The sequence below is a fragment of the Rhizobium leguminosarum genome (assembly GCF_010668065.1).
Taxonomy (GTDB): domain Bacteria; phylum Pseudomonadota; class Alphaproteobacteria; order Rhizobiales; family Rhizobiaceae; genus Rhizobium; species Rhizobium leguminosarum_S.
Window position 1 is genome coordinate 115,796 of sequence record NZ_WUEN01000006.1, and the last position, 18,979, is coordinate 134,774.

At 56.2% G+C, this 18,979-nt stretch carries 13 protein-coding genes and 2 pseudogenes; 6 read left to right on the top strand and 9 right to left on the bottom strand.

All coding sequences use genetic code 11. The annotated features are described in order from the left end of the window. Positions 1-95: 95 nt before the first annotated feature. The gene (gene rpoN, locus GR198_RS18600) at positions 96-1,655 is read left to right on the top strand and encodes an RNA polymerase factor sigma-54 (protein ID WP_164069367.1); all 1,560 of its coding nucleotides are present in this window, start codon (positions 96-98) and stop codon (positions 1,653-1,655) included. A 394-nt stretch (positions 1,656-2,049) separates the two neighbouring features. Here rpoN and GR198_RS36360 read toward each other — a convergent pair. The 3 genes and pseudogenes from GR198_RS36360 to fdxB all read right to left on the bottom strand — a co-directional run. After that, positions 2,050-2,673 (bottom strand): annotated as a pseudogene (locus GR198_RS36360) (amino acid kinase family protein); the annotation flags it as partial. Further along, positions 2,627-3,706 carry an aspartate-semialdehyde dehydrogenase gene (locus GR198_RS18615; protein ID WP_131588191.1) on the bottom strand — a complete coding sequence of 360 codons (1,080 nt, stop codon included), beginning with the start codon at positions 3,704-3,706 and terminating at the stop codon, positions 2,627-2,629. The pseudogene GR198_RS36360 and the gene GR198_RS18615, both read right to left, overlap by 47 nt. Positions 3,707-4,155: 449 nt before the next feature. Continuing rightward, positions 4,156-4,479, bottom strand: coding sequence for a ferredoxin III, nif-specific (gene fdxB / locus GR198_RS18620; RefSeq protein WP_018484305.1), 324 nt, complete (start codon positions 4,477-4,479; stop codon positions 4,156-4,158). A 29-nt stretch (positions 4,480-4,508) separates the two neighbouring features. Here fdxB and GR198_RS18625 point away from each other — a divergent pair, with 29 nt between their 5' ends. Then, positions 4,509-4,769, top strand: coding sequence for a hypothetical protein (locus tag GR198_RS18625; protein WP_164021370.1), 261 nt, complete (start codon positions 4,509-4,511; stop codon positions 4,767-4,769). 55 nt (positions 4,770-4,824) lie between these two features. Here GR198_RS18625 and nifN read toward each other — a convergent pair whose 3' ends face one another. From nifN to GR198_RS18655, 6 genes and pseudogenes are all read right to left on the bottom strand, one after another. Further along, complete coding sequence (gene nifN / locus GR198_RS18630) at positions 4,825-6,144, bottom strand: nitrogenase iron-molybdenum cofactor biosynthesis protein NifN (protein WP_164069368.1); 1,320 nt, start codon at positions 6,142-6,144, stop codon at positions 4,825-4,827. Positions 6,145-6,221: 77 nt separating this feature from the next. Beyond that, positions 6,222-7,619, bottom strand: a complete 1,398-nt coding sequence (gene nifE, locus GR198_RS18635) for a nitrogenase iron-molybdenum cofactor biosynthesis protein NifE (RefSeq protein WP_164069369.1) — start codon at positions 7,617-7,619, stop codon at positions 6,222-6,224. A gap of 53 nt (positions 7,620-7,672) precedes the next feature. Beyond that, entirely contained in the window at positions 7,673-9,214 is a 1,542-nt protein-coding gene (gene nifK, locus GR198_RS18640) for a nitrogenase molybdenum-iron protein subunit beta (protein WP_018484301.1), read from the bottom strand. An 88-nt stretch (positions 9,215-9,302) separates the two neighbouring features. Next, positions 9,303-10,808 (bottom strand): nitrogenase molybdenum-iron protein alpha chain, encoded by a 1,506-nt coding sequence (nifD, locus tag GR198_RS18645; RefSeq protein WP_018484300.1) that lies wholly within the window; start codon positions 10,806-10,808, stop codon positions 9,303-9,305. Between the two features lie 115 nt (positions 10,809-10,923). Next, positions 10,924-11,802 (bottom strand): nitrogenase iron protein, encoded by an 879-nt coding sequence (gene nifH / locus GR198_RS18650; RefSeq protein WP_018484299.1) that lies wholly within the window; start codon positions 11,800-11,802, stop codon positions 10,924-10,926. Between the two features lie 597 nt (positions 11,803-12,399). Continuing rightward, positions 12,400-12,996: pseudogene (locus tag GR198_RS18655) on the bottom strand (IS30 family transposase); the annotation flags it as partial. Between the two features lie 1,949 nt (positions 12,997-14,945). On the opposite strand from GR198_RS18655, the gene GR198_RS18665 reads away from it, so the two are divergent. The 4 genes from GR198_RS18665 (at position 14,946) to GR198_RS18680 (ending at position 18,967) form a co-directional block, all read left to right on the top strand. After that, positions 14,946-15,491 carry a TlpA disulfide reductase family protein gene (locus tag GR198_RS18665; protein WP_131714155.1) on the top strand — a complete coding sequence of 182 codons (546 nt, stop codon included), beginning with the start codon at positions 14,946-14,948 and terminating at the stop codon, positions 15,489-15,491. Between the two features lie 176 nt (positions 15,492-15,667). Further along, a complete protein-coding gene (locus GR198_RS18670; protein ID WP_131714154.1) occupies positions 15,668-16,519 on the top strand; it encodes an electron transfer flavoprotein subunit beta/FixA family protein in 852 nt (283 codons plus the stop codon). Between the two features lie 17 nt (positions 16,520-16,536). Beyond that, positions 16,537-17,673, top strand: coding sequence for an electron transfer flavoprotein subunit alpha/FixB family protein (locus GR198_RS18675; protein WP_164021372.1), 1,137 nt, complete (start codon positions 16,537-16,539; stop codon positions 17,671-17,673). Continuing rightward, positions 17,660-18,967: an FAD-dependent oxidoreductase gene (locus GR198_RS18680; RefSeq protein ID WP_131714152.1), complete on the top strand. Its 1,308-nt coding sequence runs from the start codon at positions 17,660-17,662 to the stop codon at positions 18,965-18,967. Before GR198_RS18675 ends, GR198_RS18680 begins: the two co-directional genes overlap by 14 nt. Positions 18,968-18,979 lie beyond the last annotated feature (12 nt).

Consider the following 18,979-nt stretch of genomic DNA (forward strand, 5'->3'; position numbering starts at 1 on the left):
AACACGCAAGCGTGCCAATTTCACGTGAAGGCATCGATCTCCGTGCCCTGCGGTCATGATCAGGCATGGTCTCAAGAATTAAGTGGAATTTTATCATGAAACTGTCCGCCAATCTTTTCCTGCGCCAGACCCAGTCCCTGGTGATGACACCGCAACTGATGCAATCCATCCAGTTGCTGCAGATGACTCATTTCGAACTCAACCAGTTCATCGCCATGGAAGTGGAGAAGAACCCGCTGCTCGAATTTCCGTCGAATGACGGCGAGGCGGCCGGCGAACGCGGCGAAAGCGAAGATGAGCAATATGCTCATCAGCCGGAGGATGCCGGGTCGGACGATGGCTACGACAACCGCGCCGAGGCGCTCTCCAGCGACTGGTATGACAATGGCGGCAGTGCCAGCACGAGCCGGCTGAACGACGAACTCGACGCCAATTACACCAATGTCTTTCCTGATGACGGCGCCCCGCAGCGCCTCGATGCGCCCGAGCTCGTCAGCCAGTGGAAATCGATGCCGGGCAGCGGCGAGGGCGCCGACTACGATCTCGACGATTTCGTCGCCGGCCAGGTATCGCTGCGCGATCATCTCGCCCAGCAGATCCCCTTCGTCCTGCCTGACATGGCCGACCGGCTGATCGCGCAGAATTTCGTCGACCAGCTCGACGATTGCGGTTATCTGCAGGCCGATATCGTCGAGGCGGGCGAGAGGCTGGGCACGAGCCTCGCACAGGCCGAGCGCGTGCTCGCCACCCTCCAGAGCCTCGATCCGCCGGGTGTTTTCGCCCGCAGCCTTGCCGAATGCCTGGCGATCCAGCTCAGGCAGAAAGACCGATACGACCCCGCCATGCAGGTGCTGGTCGAAAACCTCGAACTGCTCGCCCGGCGCGATTTCGCCACGTTGAAGCGGCTTTGCGGCGTCGACGAGGAAGATCTTCTCGACATGCTCGGCGAGATCCGCCAGCTCAATCCGAAGCCCGGCAGCGGTTTCGAGACAGGTGTTTCCGAAGCGATCATGCCGGATGTGGTCGTCAGAGCCTCCTCGGATGGCGGCTGGCTGGTCGAGCTCAATCCGGATACGCTGCCGCGCGTGCTGGTCAACCAGTCTTATTTTTCCCGGGTGACAAAGAACGGCGAGGATCACGCTTTCCTCTCTAATTGCCTGCAGACCGCCAACTGGCTGACCCGCAGCCTCGATCAGCGAGCAAACACCATCACGAATGTGGCAAGCGAAATCGTCCGCCAGCAGGACGCCTTCCTGCTGCACGGCGTCGACTATCTGCGCCCGCTGAACCTGAAGACGGTCGCCGAGGCGATCAAGATGCATGAATCCACAGTCAGCCGCGTCACGTCGAACAAATATATGCTGACGCCGCGCGGCCTCTTCGAACTCAAATATTTCTTCACTGTCTCGATCAGCGCCGTCGCTGGCGGCGATAGCCACTCGGCTGAGGCCGTGCGTCACAAGATCCGCGCGCTGATCCTGCAGGAGAGCCCGGAGGCGGTGCTTTCCGATGACGATATCGTCGACATGCTGAAGAAGGGCGGAATCGATCTCGCCCGCCGCACCGTTGCGAAATACAGGGAGGCAATGAACATCGCCTCTTCGGTCCAGCGCCGCCGCGAGAAGCGGGCGCTCGCCAAGGTCGCAGGCTTCTGACGCAGCAATGCTTCGACCTGAACCGAAAAATCCTGCCTTAAGCGGCGCGACCTTATGAAAGCTAGCCCTTGGGTGAGTTTGGATCACGCCCGCGGCTTGCGCAGGCCAAGTCTGCATTGTTTACTGTGGGCGCGGCTCCGGTTTCTGGGTCTTAGCTCGCTTCGCGGGTCACGGCGTGTTTTGTGTCGAAATGTGCCGGCACCGCGCTTAGCGTCGCAACCGCAATCGGGGTTAGATCGCACCCTGCGCTCGAGCTGGATCAAGAAGTGCGGCGGCTATGACAGCATCTGCGACGGCAAACTCAATTCCTCAGATATCTCAGCGCAGGAACAGGTATCGCGGCGCCACATTATACAACGGAGACGTACAATTTTTCGACAAGCGAGAGCCTGCACTTTGCGCCATGCCGCGACATCTGCGCGATTGTCCGGTAGGCAATCTTCGGGACTAATCGTGCCCCTGGGACAAGATTAGGATCTGCCGTGTAGACGCTCTTAACATCTGAATATATGTCGCAGGCTTGCTCTCCCAACATAGCTGCGATCACGACTGCTGTCAGATCTGAGCTGTTTCTGCCGAGAAACGTTAGTCTGCCCGACTGATCAATTGTCTGACTACCCGCGGCAATGACAATGTCATGCTCCTGGAGTGCAGCCCCTGATTGGCTGAGGATCCACGCTTTTTACTGACGCTCGGCCGAAGTCTGAATTAGTGCGTATCCTAAGGACATAGCCGTTCAACGACGTTACGGGAGTTCCAAGGCAGCTGACTGCAGCATCCATCAGGTAGGCACTTAGCATCTCGCCGGTGGCAAGCGCCGCATCAAGATTCGATGGTGATGCTTCCCTGTTGACGCCAAGCATGGTTGCTTTCAGCTTGTCGGTCATTCCAGACCTTGCGCTGACCACGGCGATAATCTTACTTCCTCCTGCAGTCCGCAGCTCAGCTAAATGCCGAGCGACTCAAGCGTATTAAAAGGATCTCGAAAACTCGACCCCCCGAACTTGACAGTCTTCATGTTCACCGATCAAGTTATTGGCGATCGCAAGCTGTGCGATGAGGAGTGCGTTGAGTGCGGCCCCAACCTGAAGGTTGTCGGCTACCACCCACATCCACAGCCCGCGCGGATTCTCGGGATTAACTCGGACCCGTCCGACGTGAACATCTGCAGGATCTCCCAGAAAGCGCGGCGTTGGATATCCGTCGCGAATTTCATCAGCATAAAGTCGAACACCTGGTTCATTTGCCAGGAGCTCACGGACCTGTTCTAGTCGAACATGATCGTCGAACTCGACGTATACCGCCTCGGAATGACCCGTCTTTACCGGCACTCTAACGCAGGTGGCAGTTAACTGCAGATGAGGCATACCGAAGATCTTCCGTGATTCTTGAACCAGCTTGCGTTCCTCAAGAGCCACGCCTTCGCGGGAAATCTCTCCGATCTGCGGTATGACATTGAACGCGAGAGGGACAGGAAACCTCTCCGCAGGGGGGCCGGCGCTCCCCTCGAGCACGGCTTCGGCACCGTTTAGTAGCTCCTTACACCCGAGCAGACCCATTCCAGACGCTGCCTGATAGGTAGTCAAAATGATCTGGTGAATGTCGAACGTCGCTATCAGCGGTTTCAGTGCCCGAACCAGCTGTATCGTGGAGCAATCTGGGTTTGCTACTATTCCAGACGGTGGGCGAACAGTAAGTGAACGGGCGTTAACTTGTGGTACGATGAGTGGTACGTCAGGGTCCATTCGAAAGGAGTTCGAGGTGTCAATCACCAAGGTGCCTTGGGATGCGAACGGAGCCCCCCATTTGGCGCTTACGTCACCGCCTGCGCAGAAGAATGCGATATCGGTTTTTGTATCGGCGATATCGCCGATGTCGCGGAGTGCCTCAACTAAATATGTTTGGTCTCGAAACTTGAATTGGCGCGCACCTGAACTACAGGAGAACAGCCGCAGTCGATTGATCGCAATCTCGCTTTTTTCCAATAACTTGATCAGGGCCGTTCCAACCGCCCCGGTTGCTCCAACGACAGAAATATCTAATGCTCTCATGAGTAATTTAGAAGCTCACGGTTGGATCTTGCTTTCAAATTACGAAGCTCGCTTCCGCCACCCAAGGATGTAACCGGAAGGCCGTCGACCTCGTCGGCGGGTTTACATGTTCCGAGGTCGACCACATCGAGTCCGGACGGGTTGGGCATGACGTTGGTTTCACTCGCAACAGTCGCTTCGGCGACGCAAAGAATAATGGCAGAGAGGTAAGTCGCGGCTTGATTCACAGTTCAATGTCCCCTCTCTTCGGATCGTTGGACTTTCGACCTGGTGTTTCCAGTGATGATCGTCTCCGAATGGCAGATTGGATGCCCAGAAAGAGCTTCGCGTCGCATGGCTGGATTTGCTTTCACGCAAAGCTGCCATGCCGCCTTCTCCACGCCTTCGAACCGATGCGATTGTCTCGCGCTGTGAATAGCGCCGGCGGCTTCTACCGCTCCGAACGGAATTCAAGATTCGTGCACCGCACGATCATCAACGGCGATATGAGTCTGGCAATTCTTGGGACAGACGCGTGCGCAAGCTCCGCAGCCGATACAGCGGCCGGGATAGTCAATGACCATGATCACGCGACTGAGCTCACCATTAAAGTCGTCCTCGCCATCGCAGACACCGAGCATTTCACCTGCTTCATCGATGCCGTAGGGATGCATGACCTCACGTGAGCAGACCTTGAAACAGCGACCGCAGCCGATGCACATCGCAGGGTTGATCGAATTCAGATATTCCGGAATCCATAGGGACCCGTCGCGAGTCACGGATGAGCTTGTCATAGATTCCTCCAATTTAGCGAGTTCTGCCGATGACAAATGTGACCACCGAGGGCGCGCCGATTGCGGGACAAAATGCGAGCCAGCAGCTGTCTAACGCCGCTATCTTTGCCCCGGTGCAGTCCTCCTTCGATACGGTGTCTTCCGATCTCGTCGGAGATATCTCGAACCTAGCGGCTTCCACGAAGGTCCACGGCGTCGCGCGCCGCGTCATAGATGGCCAATCATTTGGCCGATCGATTCGCAAAGCGCCCAACTGCCATTTCGTCCGCGTTGATGAAGTCCGCCATTGAAGAGCGAGAGGCGACGAACTGATCTCATTTTTGCGATTCCCGCCTGTCGGTTGAGTCAAGTGGGCCAGGGGTTCGGAGGGTGGTTAGCCTGAATGATGTTCGCGAAGTCGAAGATCACGTCGCGGGTTCCCCGGTATAATATTGTAAGCTTGTGCTGGCTGCCGAAGCGGTCGAACATGGGGAAACCCACCCGCATCAGCGGAACGCCGAGACGTCTGGCAGCTTCACGGCCGTGCGAGTGAGTGACGATAAGATCGGCCGTTGCGGCGAGACTTTCCAGATCACTGAGATCGCCGACTTTGACGGTCTTCGCCGGTACCATCTCGAGCGCCTTCGAAGTGCCGGTCGTGGTGACCGCGGCCGCAATTTCCGCACCCATGGCAGTAAAAAAATCGGAGAACTGGAAGAGTTGATCCGGCTCGGAGGCAATTGCGATCTTCTTGCCTGCCATATGGAAATGTCCGTCGAGCATGGTATCCTGCAACTGCATTCGGTTACGGCGGACATTGAGCGGTGTCTGTTTGCATGACACAGCGGCAAGCACGCGAATAAAGCGATCGACGTTCTCTAGGCCCGTCAGCGATCTAAACAGCACGTACGGCACGCCGGTCAGTCTCTGCAGCGCTTCAGCCGGTCGCCGCATATGCTCACCGATTGCGATACACTGCATCGTCGCACCGAGATCGCGGATCTCCTCCAATTTCGTGCCGCCATACGTTGTCGGCATCCATTCTTCGGGGATGGAGCCGTCGAGCGCTCCGGATACGTCGGGCAGAATAACCGGGTCGAGCCCGAAGCTTACGGCCGTCTCGCGCAGATGTTCTATGTCGGCAACTGTCAAGTTCCAGCCAGGCAAGATCGCGATCTTCCTCGGATTGCGATACTGCTTGTCAGGTCGTGCTATTGCCTCGATCACGGCGGTAACAGCTTTGGACCAACCTTCCTCTATCGCGCCGTCAAAGTCCGGCGTGTTGGCGAGTACCACTTCGGTGCCCACAAGTTCTATCGCCCGCTTGCGTTTGATGTTTTCGACGTCACCGGCGACATCCTCGTCGCGGGCCTCTACCGATGCGGTCGTGCATATCCCGATCAGTCGTGGCCTTGTGCGGGCTTTGAGGCTGAGAATTGCCTCTTCGAGACGATCCGCGCCGCCGACGATTATCGCGGCTTCGTTCATCGCCGTCGTTTGCAGCGGGATCGCTTCATTGAAATGCCTCACGAGCAGTGCGAGCGCGAAGCTCGTACATCCCTGGCTGCCATGGAGCAGAGGTATTGCGCCGTCGACGCACAGAAAGGCGAAGGCAGCACCGAGCGGCTGAGACGACTTCAGGGGGTTGACCGCCGCCGACTTCGTTTGAGATACGACGCGTGCCATAGTACGACCTCAACATTTTTTGCGAGTGATTTCGCGGTTTTGGTTCGACGCGCTTACGCTTCTCTTTTCGCTCGTTTTTAAACGACCAAGGCCGGCTCCCATGGCGCCGGCTCGCGCACCTGCGGCCACATCGGATTGTGGATTGCCAGGTCAATTTGTCGAGCAAGTTGCACCATTCCCTCATAGCCAGCGTAAGCGTGATGACGCTCCTGGTTAATGTCGAGCCAGGGCAGTTTTGCCTTTAGCGCTATATACTGGGTGCGTCCGCCCGACAGCATGATGTCAGCCTTTCTCTCGAGCAGAAGCGAGAAAAGCTCGCGCGGCGACATCGACTCGAACAGGAGGTTCTCCTCCTTCAGGGTCTGTTTCACTCGCTCCCTATCTTCGAGCGTCGATTTCTTGACTGATGTGCCGACGATCTCCATGCCGATCTCCATCAAGGCATGGACGACCGACCAGGATTTCACGCCGCCTGTATTTAGAAGCACGCGCTTGCCCTCAAGGCGAGGTCGGTAGGCTTCCAGCCTCTTCCACACCTTTTCCTCTTCTTCCGCTACAAGGATTTCTGTGCGATGCAAAAGCGAGGGGTCAGCACCCTTCTTTACAAGCAGATCGGCGATCCGCCGGAGTGCCTCCGAGGTGCCGGAGATGCCATAGAAGGAGCCCTCGAAAAATGGAATGTCCCAGCGTTCCTGCATCTTACGTGCCAACGCAACGAACGCTGTCGAACACACCGTCATCGCTGCGCGCGAGCGGTGGGCGGAGGCGACTTGCAGATATCGCGCGTCTCCGGGAATACAGGCGCGGACGCGGATGCCGAGCTTATCCAAGAGCGGCTTCACCTGCCAGAACTCACCCGAGAGGTTAAATTCGCCGAGTATGTTGATGTCGCAAAGGCCCGGTTCATCGGGCTCCACGGTACCTATGACATGCTTGAGCAGCGCCTCGCCCGCTAGCTTGTTGCCGAGGTTTTTAGACCCGACAAAGCCTGGCGCATTGACCGGCACCACCGGTAAGGCAAATTCGTCCGTCGCTCGCTTGCAAACAACGTCGATGTCGTCACCGATCATCGCCGTAACGCAGGTTGAATAGACGAAGATTGCTGCGGGCGCATACCCATCCTTGATTTCCCGGATCGCTTTAAAGAGCTTCCGTTCACTGTGTCCCATTACGATGTCGATTTCCGTAAGATCAGTCGTGAAGCTCGTGCGCCAAAGTATTGGACCTGACGAGGCAGCGCCACGGTTGTCCCAGGAATTTCCCTCGCAGGCGAGCGGCCCGTGAATAAGATGCGCGACATCGGTGATCGGCTGCAGTGCGACCTTGGCGCCGTCGAAAGCGCAACCGCCGACGGCCGTTCCCGGGGCCATTGGCCTCGCGCAATTCCTTCGGCGCGCCTTAGGACCCTTGCTGCCGCTCCTTTCACTCGCTAGCTCGTGGAAGGCATCTTTGTTTTTGGCGTTGAGCGAGGACATTCGTCTGCCTTCATATCTGGTTGAGAGATAGGCCGCCTGGCCGGCCGCCGTTTTTAGCGAGTGAGGTCGTACGAATAATCTGTCACACCCGCGTGCATCGTTTCGCGATCGAGGCTGTCGAAGATCTTGTCGAGGATCGCCGTTAAAAGACGCAGTCCGCCTTGGTAGCCCATGAGGGGGAATCGATGATGATGGTGCCGGTCGAAAATTGGAAACATCAGCCGAACCAGTGGGGTACCGGTGTCCCGTTCGAGATACTTCCCATAAGAATTTCCGATCAGGAGATCCACCGGCTCGGTGAACAGTAGCGAGCGCAGTGCCCAGAGATCTTTGCCTGGCCAAACCTGTGCATTCTTCCCGAAGGGCGAGGATGCGAGGAGTTCCTTCATCTCGTCCTCCCAAGCTGAGGTGCCATTTGTGGCGAGGCAGTGGGTTGGCTCGCCGCCGGTCTCCATGATGAAGCGCGCCATCGCATAAACGAAATCTGGATCGCCGTAGATTGCGTATTTTTTTCCGTATAGCCAAGCTTGGCTGTCCGCCATCGCATCGATGAGTCGGCCGCGCTCCAGACGGATCGCCTCGGGAATTTCTCTGCTGGAAATCTCCGATATCACCATCAGAAATTCGTCGGTAGCTTCGACGCCGAGAGGGTAGTGGAAGGAGGTCGCCGCTTGTCCAACGTCTCTGCAGTAATCTAACGTCTTGCGAGTGTTGTAATATTGCAGGGACAATGTCCACTCCGCGTTCAACGCCGCCTTCACGTCATTGATGCTGGTCCCGCCGTCATACATCCGAAATTTGCCATCGGAAGGCGTATCGAACTGATCTGATGCGTCCTGGATGAACATGTAAGTCACTTGCATCAAGTCGAGCAGGCGTTTTAATTCGCGATTGTTCCCAACGCAGAAGCCATCAAATCCAGGAATGATGTTGATAGAAGCGGTGGCTTCCTTTCGCGCGGCATCCTTCCAGAAATTCTCCAGCACACCTTTTACCATGCTGTCATAGCCATCGACATGGCTGCCGACAAAGGCAGGTGTGTGGGCGAAGGGGACATCGAAATCGCGCGGGACCGAACCTTCACTTTTGGCGTTTTCGATAAAACCATGCAGGTCATCTCCGATGACCTCTGCCATACATGTGGTCGACACCGCGATCATCTTCGGGCTATAGAGCTTGTACGTATTGGCGAGACCGTCGACCATGTTTTTCAGGCCGCCAAATACAGCGGCGTCTTCTGTCATTGATGACGAGACCACCGATGACGGCTCCTTGAAATGGCGCGATAGGTGCGATCTGTAGTAGGCAACGCAACCTTGGCTGCCATGGACGAACGACATCGTTCGCTCGAATCCCGCCGCTGCGAAGACCGCGCCGAGTGGCTGGCAGGCTTTGGCTGGATTGACGACAAGGGCTTGGCGGCCCAAGTTTTTCTCGCGGTATTCCCAGGTCTTCGTGAATTCGCGTTGGTCTGACACGACCTGATCAGGGTGTGGGCATTCGAAGTTCAACTTTTTCTCGGCCAACATCTGCCTATATTCCGGCTCGCAGAACAAAGGCGCATGGTCGAGAGCTTTCTCAGCTGATTGCGGCATAGGGTCACCTCTTTCGGTCTGGCTGCGACATGGAGGCGGTACAGAGACCTTCGGCGCGGAAGGCCTCCCGCGTTTTCTTCGAGAAATACTAGGTCCTCATGCTACTGCCACCCGCCGAAGCGCGGTCATTCTTCCACGGCGCGTCGTAAAGACCCCAAACGGGATTGTTGATGGCCATATCCATGTCCCGGGCGAAAATCGAGAAGCCGTCATAGCCGTGATACGGACCAGAATAATCCCAGGAGTGCATCTGACGGAACGGAATGCCCATTTTCTGCACCGGGTATTTTTCCTTGATGCCGGACCCGACGAGATCGGGCCGAATTCCCTCGATGAATTTCTCTAGTTCGTAGCTAGTCACGTCGTCGTAGATCAACGTGCCTTCTTTTACGTAGTGGCCGGTGCGCTGATAGTCGTCGCCATGACCGAATTCGTAACCGGTTCCTACGATTTCCATTCCGAGGTCCTCATAGGCGGTGATGACGTGACGAGGACGCAATCCGCCGATGTAGAGCATCACCCGTTTCCCAGAAAGGCGCGGCCAATATTTGTCGACCACAGCCGAAACGAAGGGTCGGTATTTGGCGATGACTGTTTCCGTTCTATCTTCGATCTCCGGCCCGAAATGCTTGGCTATGTTGCGCAGCGAGGCTTCGATCTGGAATGGGCCAAAGAAATTATACTCCATCCAAGGAATGGCATATTTTTCCTCCATGTGTCTGGAGATGTAATTCATCGACCGATAGCAGTGAATGAGGTTGAGCGTAGCTCTCGGAGCGCGCTCCACTTCGGCGAGAGTTGCATCTCCCGACCAGTTGCCGACCACGCGCAATCCGATCTCTTCGAGCAGGATGCGCGACGCCCATGCATCGCCGCCAATGTTATAGTCGCCTATGACATTTACGTCGTAAGGACCCGGCTCGAATTCTAAGTCTTTCTTGTCGAAGACCCAATCTCGAATTGCGTCGTTGGCGATGTGGTGGCCAAGCGATTGCGACACACCACGGAAGCCTTCGCAGCGCACCGGCACGACGGTCGTCGTATGTTCTTTGGCCTTTTTTCGCGCTACGGCCTCAATGTCATCGCCAATCAGACCGATCGGACATTCGGACTGCAGGCTGATGCCATTGCTTAGCGGGAAAAGTTCAGCAATCTCGTCGATGACCTTTTCCAGTTTCTTGTCACCGCCGAAAACGATGTCCTTCTCCTGGAAATCGGAGGTAAATTGCATCGTCACGAAAGTGTCGATGCCTGTCAGACCGACGTAATAGTTGCGACGTTGCGACCAGGAGTATTGACCGCAGCCGACCGGCCCGTGTGAAATGTGAATCATATCCTTGATCGGTCCCCAGACGACGCCCTTTGAACCCGCATACGCGCATCCGCGGATCGTCATCACGCCAGGAACAGACTTGATGTTCGACTTTACCTCGCATTCGCTAATCGCGTTTGGGTCCTCGCCGGCGTCCTTTTCGCTCGTTGCCAGGCTAAGGTGTTTACTGCGGCGCTTTGCTGCTTTGCCCGGATATTGCGACAGCACGTCCGCAATAAGCTTCGCATGGAAGTCACTGTCATTGTCGTATTTGAGACTCATTGACCCTACCCCTTAGAAAATCCGGATGAAGCCTCATTGGCGAAACCTCGCTCACGGGATGGCGGGCGCTTTGCGTGTCGGTGCGCGCTCGTGTCAGTGTGATCACTGGCAGCTATCACTTCGCATCCCTGGCTTGAAGTTCGGCGAGCATCTGCTCGTCGGTTTTCATGATCCCGAAATCGAGAAGCATGTCCTCAAGTTCTTCCATGGTGATGGGGGTGGGGACGGTGCCTTTGCCAGAATTGTCATGTATTCTTTGGGCAAGTGTCCGGTACTCGGCCGCTTGCTGAGAGTCCGGCGCATATTGGATTACCGTCATCTTTCTAAGCTCGGCATGTTGGACAATGTTGTCGCGTGGCACGAAGTGGATGAGCTTGGAATTGAGTTTAGCAGCCAGCGCTTCGGCGAGGTCGAGTTCACGGTCGGTCTGACGCTCGTTACAAATGAGGCCACCCAGGCGTACGCTGCCGCCTGCAGCATATTTCAGGATGCCCCTGGCGATATTGTTGGCGGCATAGAGTGCCATCATTTCGCCGGACATGACGATGTAGATTTCCTGAGCTTTGTTTTCACGGATCGGCATCGCGAAGCCGCCGCACACAACGTCACCGAGCACGTCATAAGACACGTAGTCGACATCGTTGTAGGCGCCGTTCTCTTCGAGAAAGTTGATCGACGTGATAACGCCGCGTCCCGCGCATCCGACGCCTGGCTCCGGGCCGCCAGACTCCACGCATTTGATACCTTTATAGCCTATCTTGAGCACGTCTTCGAGTTCAAGATCTTCAACCGAACCTCTCGTTGCTGCGAGATCAAGAACCGTATCCTGGGCCTTCGAGTTCAAGATCAGGCGAGTAGAATCAGCCTTCGGGTCACAGCCGACGATGAGGATCTTCTGCCCATGGTCCACAAGAGCGGCTAGCGTGTTTTGGGACGTAGTGGACTTGCCAATCCCGCCCTTTCCATAGAATGCAATCTGACGCAGAGCTGCCATGTTTGGCGTTCCTTCATGTGTTCGAGGCAATGCGGTGATCCCGCAACGCGGATGCGGAGGCCGTTCCGCTGCCTCGCAATAGCTCTCAAGATTCGTGCCAAGCAGGCCGATTGAGATGACGAACAATAATTCGCTGCGATTCCAGTTATGTGGGCGTAAAATACGGGATTGAGAACAGGAACGCTTGTCACGTAACCGACAAAGGTGATGACAATGTCGAAATGGATTGTCACCCTCTGAGGGCCAACGAATGGTACTGACCCTTGGTGCAATATCTGACCAACCGACAGGATGTCTCATTTATCCGTGTGTAGATTCTAGGATTATTGTTCGAACAGCCTGTATCCCATCACCAGACCAGCCGTAACGAATTTTGATCACTTGCCGCAAAGCGCTGTCCGGCGATGATCAAGCGCCATGTCACTTCGATTACGCCACGGCTAGCGATCCACTTCACCAGGAAGACGTAATTGATGCCGGGTCTGGTGCCCCGCATAGGGTTAACGTCCTACTCTGCTGTCCATTATGATAGTGGCAGTGATGTCAACGAAGCTCTCGCCCCCGCACACGCGGTCAGCAATCATGACCGTTAGACGACGATGTCACATTGGCCTTGCCGAATTTCTTGCGGAACTGGATCGGGTCGCATTCCCAGTGCCCGAACTGCTTGCGATCGGCAACGACGTCCGGGCGGCGCAGGATGTTCAATTCCGGGCTGAAGCGCTGGCCGTGTCGACGTCGAGCATGTCGCGGCCGGCGCCTGGCCCGGTGTTCCGGCAGGTGCTGATACAGCCCGAGCGGATAGTCTTCCTTGCAATAGATGAAGCGATAGATCGTTTCCGGGCAAATACGGACGGGGCTGACGCCATCTGCGAGAAGCCGGCCAGCGATCTGCTCGGGTGACCAACGCGCCTTCAGCCGGTCGATGACGAGGTCGCGCAGATGCGGATGGCGTCTGAGTTTGCGCAACCGTCGTCGGCGCTCCTTGCTCATGTCGTTGGCGATACCGCTGTAATAGCCGCTATATTCCGGAAAGTCGTGATCCTGGAACGTATTGCGCTTAAGCTCGCGATAGATCGTCGAGCGATGACGGCCGAGCTGGTGGGCAATCTCCGAGACGGGAACCTTGCGTTCTCTGAGGTGAAATAGGCGTCTGCGGTCAGGCAAGGTGAGCTGCGAATAGCAAAGGGACATGCATATATCTCCAAGGCGAAGCCATTGTTTTTATAAGCATGTCGCACTTGGAAATAGAATGTACCCGGCTACATGCAAAAGTGGCATAAACACAATTATGGAACATGGACGTTTGCGAGCCTTATCAATGGCTTGACTAGACCTTCCTGCGTCGCACTCGGCACGGCATTAGGCGTAGGTTTCATCTGCCAAGGGCGCTGAATGCGAGCACAGCGGAGAATGCGGCGAGGGTTGCGGATCCACACCGCCTGACGAATGACGGTATCCATTTTTCACGTCCGAGGATGACCCTGCCGATTGACAGCCAGATGGAGGAGACTGCCAGAACCACGGATAATCGCAACTTTCAGGATTTGCCTGTCGGCCTAGACCCTGCCGACCCTGCCCTGCAGGGCAGGAACACGCCATCGGCGTGATTGCTTTCAGCAAAGAAAAAACCCGCCAGCAGGGCTAAAACCTCCCGGGGCGAGTCGGAGTTTGCATGTCAGTGGCTCTGTCCGATTTTGGCCTCCACTTCTCCCACCTGCGGGACATCGGTTCCTTGATGCAGATTAAGAATTGCCAAAGGCAATCTCGTGGGAAAGTGATCTTCCCGAAAAGGAAAAGGCCACGCCCTGGACAGAGGGCGTGGCCTGCAGGAGCTGGCGGGTAGAACCACGGCTGGGACGTCCCTGACGAGCTAAGGATTAACGGCTCGTCTGCTCGTGGTCTTTGATGCAGGTCAAACTTACGATCGAATTGCCGATCTTTGCCGGATCGTCCTGCTCGGGTGACGGGGGCATCGTCTTAGCGCGCTCCGTTGCTGCGATTCCAGTTATGTGGGCGGAAAAAGGCGCGCGATCGAGGAGGTAGCCTTCGTCGCTGATCTGACAAAGGTGACGACAATGTCGCAAATCGTTGTCATGCGTCTGACGGACCACAAGCTGGCTTCGGCTTGTTCGTTTGGTCAACCGATCAGAACGGCGTTGATGTAAACGATTGAGACGGAGAAAAGCCAAGAGCTCGATGCGCTGCAGCAGCGTTTATGGACCGCTTTCGATTGATATTTCCAGCAAGGGTTTCTCCACGCTTCTGGCAATGATCTTGCTCACGCCGCAACATCAGCTAAACCGCTTGTCCAACCTCACTAGGCGCCCGCAGCGTTATTTTCTCGATCGCTGTGCTTCTGATCGCGCATACGGTGTCGCTAGTCAGATTGTCAACGGTAAACCGAAGCTCGATACACGCCCACCGCACCAGAACTTCAGTCCCCGTGCGTATTATTCGGCGTTGAAATCTTCCGGCTCGTGGCGCAGCTATCACGGACTTATCCGACCTGAAGCCTATCGAACCGCCCCTCCGTTCGCGGTGGTGATCGGGCGGATTGCGACACGACATGTCGGCAACCCTACAAAACCCCTCCGCATAGCGACAACGAAACATGTGCAATCTCGAAGGCTTACCGGCGCAACCTGATTGGCACGAGTAGTGCTCAGAGTAAGCCGGGTCCCTAAAGCCCAAATCCAATTGGGAGCTTAACGCCTATGCACATCGTGGTCTGTATCAAACAAGTGCCGGGCTTCGGACGCCTGGTATCGTCTTCGTCGGGAAGCAGACAATTGACGGCGACACGGCCCCGGTCTGACCGGCATCGGAAGGAGGCTGACCCTCCAGCAATCCACTTACATAGCGAGGAGATTTGGAATGGCCCCCTGCTCCATACGCATTAGACCTCGGCAACGTCCCGTCACGACGGTGACTATCGTCACGCTCTTAGAAGAAGGAGTTTGCAATGGCACGCACCCGCAGAAGCCATTTCACAAGACGAGATCACAAACGTCTTTTGTCCACCCGATGGAACGTTCGCCGCGATGGCCTTTCAATGTCAAAACAAGTCGACCTGATACTTGGCAGGACAAGCTCATTCCTGGCGCGCGAAACGCCGGATAAAACACTGTGGGGAACAAGACGTGACTTCTAGTTTAAATCTCGGCTCTCCAGCCCCGCCTATCAAAGTGCAGAACTGGCTGCGCGGCGATCCGCTTTCCAACTTCCAGCTCGGCAAGATATACGTCGTTGAGTTCTTTTCGACTACCTGCGGTTATTGCGCGCCGGAGCTATCCGACCTGGCGAAGTTGCACAAGAAATTCATCGACACGGGAGTTGAGTTCACTGGGATCGCAGCAAGTGAGGAAGCTGCAACGGCTGACGACGCCCGAGCCCAGGTGGACGCGTCCATAACCAAATCGCTCCCGAATACGAACATCCGGATGGGATTCGACCACTCAGGCGAAATGGATGAGGATTGGCTCAAAGCCAGCTTGTCGTTCCACGTTCCAAAGACGTTCGTTGTCGACCGAGACGGTAGCATCGCCTTTATCGGTGATCTGGTTATGCTCCAGGACGTTTTACCAAAAGTGATTGACGGCACCTGGCGCGCCAGAGCGGAAGCAAAGAATGCCGAAGAGGAGCGGATTGCTGAAGGCGAGACTTATGCTGCGCAGATTGTTTCATGATCGAGTCTCGGCGGCGATTGAGATTAAGAATTGGAAGGCGGCGCTCTCGGCGATTGAGGAGGGCATCAACCTGAACCCGGACAGCATCTTCTTGCGGCGCAACTTTATTGGCACGAGTAGTGCTCAGAGTAAGCCGGGTCCCTAAAACCCATATTCGACTGGGAGCTTAAACGACTATGCACATCGTGGTCTGTATCAAACAGGTGCCGGACTCTGCGCAGATACGCGTCCACCCGGTGACAAATACGATCATGCGCCAAGGCGTACCGACCATCATTAACCCTTACGACCTGTTTGCTCTCGAAGAGGCACTACAAGTTCGTAACCGCTATGGGGGCGAGGTGACTGTTCTCACGATGGGGCCGCCCATGGCTGAGCAAGCGCTACGCAAAGCCCTCACCCACGGCGCAGATCGCGCAGTGCTTCTCACCGACCGCCACTTTGCTGGATCTGACACGCTGGCGACCTCGTATGCTCTTTCTCAAGCAGTAGCGAAGATTGGCGAGAGCTATGGGGCGCCAGATATCGTCTTTACCGGAAAGCAGACAATTGACGGCGACACGGGCCAGGTCGGGCCCGGAATTGCAAAGAGGCTGAACCTCCAGCAACTGACTTACGTAACGAAGATTGTCTCCATTGATCCCACTTCGCGCGAGCTCATGGTTGAACGACACGCGGAGAGCGGCACGCAGATGCTGAAGAGCACGTTGCCGTGTCTCATCACCGTGCTGGAAGGTGTCAATGCAATCCGCCGGGGCTCTCTCGATGACGCCTTCCGTGCCGCGCGAAGCCCGGTTCTTAAATGGGGGGCCGCTGACGCCGGCATTGGGGAGTTGACCAAATGCGGCCTAAGGGGATCGCCGACGGTCGTGAAGCGAGTATTCGCTCCTGGTCCGCGCGCCGAAAAAGCTATGCAAATGGACATTAACGACAAAACGTTGGCCGAGGTCGCGGCGGACACGGTCGCTGCAATTTTTGCCCGCGAGCCTGTTTTGGAACGCAAGCTCACGTCCCATGGCAATCGGTGAGCAGCGAGGAGTAGATTTTGGTCGCTAGAAAAAATGAAACGCCGGCAAACGCGGTCGGCCGCGCCAGCTCAGGGAAAAAGCTGCTTAAGTGTTTCGAAGATCACCGGCACGTCTGGGTCTTCATGGAACTTGAGCGCGGCAAGGTTCATCCCGTATCGATTGAACTCCTCGGCGAAGGCCGCAGACTAGCCGACAAACTGGGCGTCCAACTGGCCGGGGTAATCCTCGGTTCGTCTGAAGGCGTGGGGACCAAGCCTGCGATCGAAGAGGCCTTCGCTTACGGAGCCGATATCGCCTATCTGGTAGAGTCGCCGCTCCTCGCCAACTATCGAAACGAACCCTTCACCAAGGCTTTGACGGATCTGGTCACTACTCACAAACCAGAAATTCTCCTTCTCGGCGCGACCACGCTCGGCCGCGACCTCGCCGGTGCTGTAGCAACGACCTTACAAACGGGGCTTACGGCTGATTGCACCGAGCTGGATGTTGATGGAGATGGTTCACTCGCAGCGACACGGCCAACTTTCGGCGGGTCCTTGTTGTGCACGATCTACACGCTGAACAGCCGGCCGCAAATGGCAACGGTGCGGTCCAGGGTCATGGCGACGCCGCAACGTGAGGATAAGCCAATTGGGCGCGTTATCCAGCACGAACTCACAATGGTCGAGGAAGCGATCGTCACCAAAGTCCTCGCATTCCTCTGCAACGACGGATCTGAGCAATCCGATCTGGCCAACTCCGACATCGTGGTTGGGGGTGGACTCGGCCTCGGCGCTGCAGGAAACCTGCAATACTTGAGAAACCTTGCAACGACGATCGGCGGGGGAGTGGGGTGCTCGCGGCCACTGGTCCAAAAAGGCTGGATGCCTGCTGATCGACAAATTGGTCAGTCCGGCCATACCATTAGACCTAAGCTCTACATCGCGGCGGGAATATCTGGCGCGGTCCAGCATCGCGTTGGCGTCGAAGGAGCCGATCTGATTGTCGCTATCAACCTCGACCAGAACGCTCCGATCTTTGACTTCGCCCACATCGGCGTTGTCGCTTGCGCGCTGGAGTTCTTGCCGGCGTTGACAGAAGCTTTCGCCAGGCGAATGCCACCGCACAACTCTATCAAGGGTATGGATCGAGGAAGGCTAGATGACCAAGAGTAAGTTCGACGCGATCGTCATTGGTGCCGGTATGTCCGGCAACGCCGCAGCGTATTCGATGGCTCGCCGCGGTCTAAAAGTGCTGCAACTGGAGCGCGGAGAACATTCGGGCTCTAAGAATGTTCAGGGGGCTATATTATATGCGAACATGTTGGAGGCGATTATCCCAAACTTCCGAGATGACGCTCCCCTGGAACGGCATCTGGTCGAGCAACGATTCTGGCTAATGGATGACTCGTCGCACACGGGCGTGCACTATCGCTCTGATGACTTCAATGAACTGAAGCCAAACCGGTATACGATCATCCGTGCCCAGTTTGACAAATGGTTCTCATCCAAGGTGCGCGAGGCGGGCGGCACAGTCCTTTGTGAAACGACAGCGACGAAACTTGCTCGAGATCGGAGCGGTAGTGTAATAGGCGTTTACACGGACCGAGAGGGCGGTGTGATCCTCGCGGACGTCGTCGTCCTCGCTGAGGGCGTGAACGGACTGCTTGGAACACGAGCCGGCTTACGCGATATGCCGAAGCCAGAAAATGTGGCACTCGCTGTCAAGGAAATGCATTTTATGCCGGAAGAGGTCATCGCAGAGCGCTTCGGCCTCACCGGTGGCGAAGGCTGTGTGATCGAAGCCGGCGGCACGATTTCACGCGGAATGGCCGGACTGGGCTTCCTTTATACCAACAAGGAGTCGATCTCGGTGGGGATCGGCTGTCTCGTCTCCGGTTTAGCGGAAAGCATGGAAAATCCGTACCGCCTTCTTGACGCCTTCAAGCAACATCCATCCATCCGACCATTACTGGCGGGATCCGAGATCAAAGAGTACGCCGCACATCTTATTCCTGAGGGAGGCTTCAAGGCAATCCCACAGCTCTTTGGCAACGGGTGGGTCGTCGTGGGCGACGCGGCGCAACTAAACAACGCCGTGCATAGGGAGGGATCAAACCTTGCGATGACATCAGGCCTCATGGCGGGTGAAGCGATCTTCCAGATAAAGAGCCGTGGCGGTCTCATGACGAAGCGCAATCTCTCTCTCTATAAGGGCATGCTGGACAAGTCGTTCGTCATGAAAGACCTGATCAAACACAAAGATCTTCCAAGCCTCCTCCACACCGACAGTCACAATTTTTTCATGACGTATCCAACGCTTATATCTCAGGCGGCGCAAAATTTTGTGCGCGTCGACGGTGCACCTAAAATCAACAGGGAGAAGGCCACAGCTGCCTCCTTTATCAACGCACGATCCCGTTGGGGGTTGATTAGCGACGCGGTCCGCTCCGCCGTATCTTGGCGTTAAAAGGAAAATTCG

What these genes read in the sequence shown, in the direction of transcription:
- rpoN (WP_164069367.1), top strand. Translation starts at nt 96, where the DNA reads ATGAAACTGTCCGCCAATCTTTTCCTGCGCCAGACCCAGTCCCTGGTG.
- GR198_RS18615 (WP_131588191.1), bottom strand. Translation starts at nt 3,706, where the DNA reads ATGAGAGCATTAGATATTTCTGTCGTTGGAGCAACCGGGGCGGTTGGA.
- fdxB (WP_018484305.1), bottom strand. Translation starts at nt 4,479, where the DNA reads ATGACAAGCTCATCCGTGACTCGCGACGGGTCCCTATGGATTCCGGAA.
- GR198_RS18625 (WP_164021370.1), top strand. Translation starts at nt 4,509, where the DNA reads ATGACAAATGTGACCACCGAGGGCGCGCCGATTGCGGGACAAAATGCG.
- nifN (WP_164069368.1), bottom strand. Translation starts at nt 6,144, where the DNA reads ATGGCACGCGTCGTATCTCAAACGAAGTCGGCGGCGGTCAACCCCCTG.
- nifE (WP_164069369.1), bottom strand. Translation starts at nt 7,619, where the DNA reads ATGTCCTCGCTCAACGCCAAAAACAAAGATGCCTTCCACGAGCTAGCG.
- nifK (WP_018484301.1), bottom strand. Translation starts at nt 9,214, where the DNA reads ATGCCGCAATCAGCTGAGAAAGCTCTCGACCATGCGCCTTTGTTCTGC.
- nifD (WP_018484300.1), bottom strand. Translation starts at nt 10,808, where the DNA reads ATGAGTCTCAAATACGACAATGACAGTGACTTCCATGCGAAGCTTATT.
- nifH (WP_018484299.1), bottom strand. Translation starts at nt 11,802, where the DNA reads ATGGCAGCTCTGCGTCAGATTGCATTCTATGGAAAGGGCGGGATTGGC.
- GR198_RS18670 (WP_131714154.1), top strand. Translation starts at nt 15,668, where the DNA reads ATGCACATCGTGGTCTGTATCAAACAGGTGCCGGACTCTGCGCAGATA.
- GR198_RS18680 (WP_131714152.1), top strand. Translation starts at nt 17,660, where the DNA reads ATGACCAAGAGTAAGTTCGACGCGATCGTCATTGGTGCCGGTATGTCC.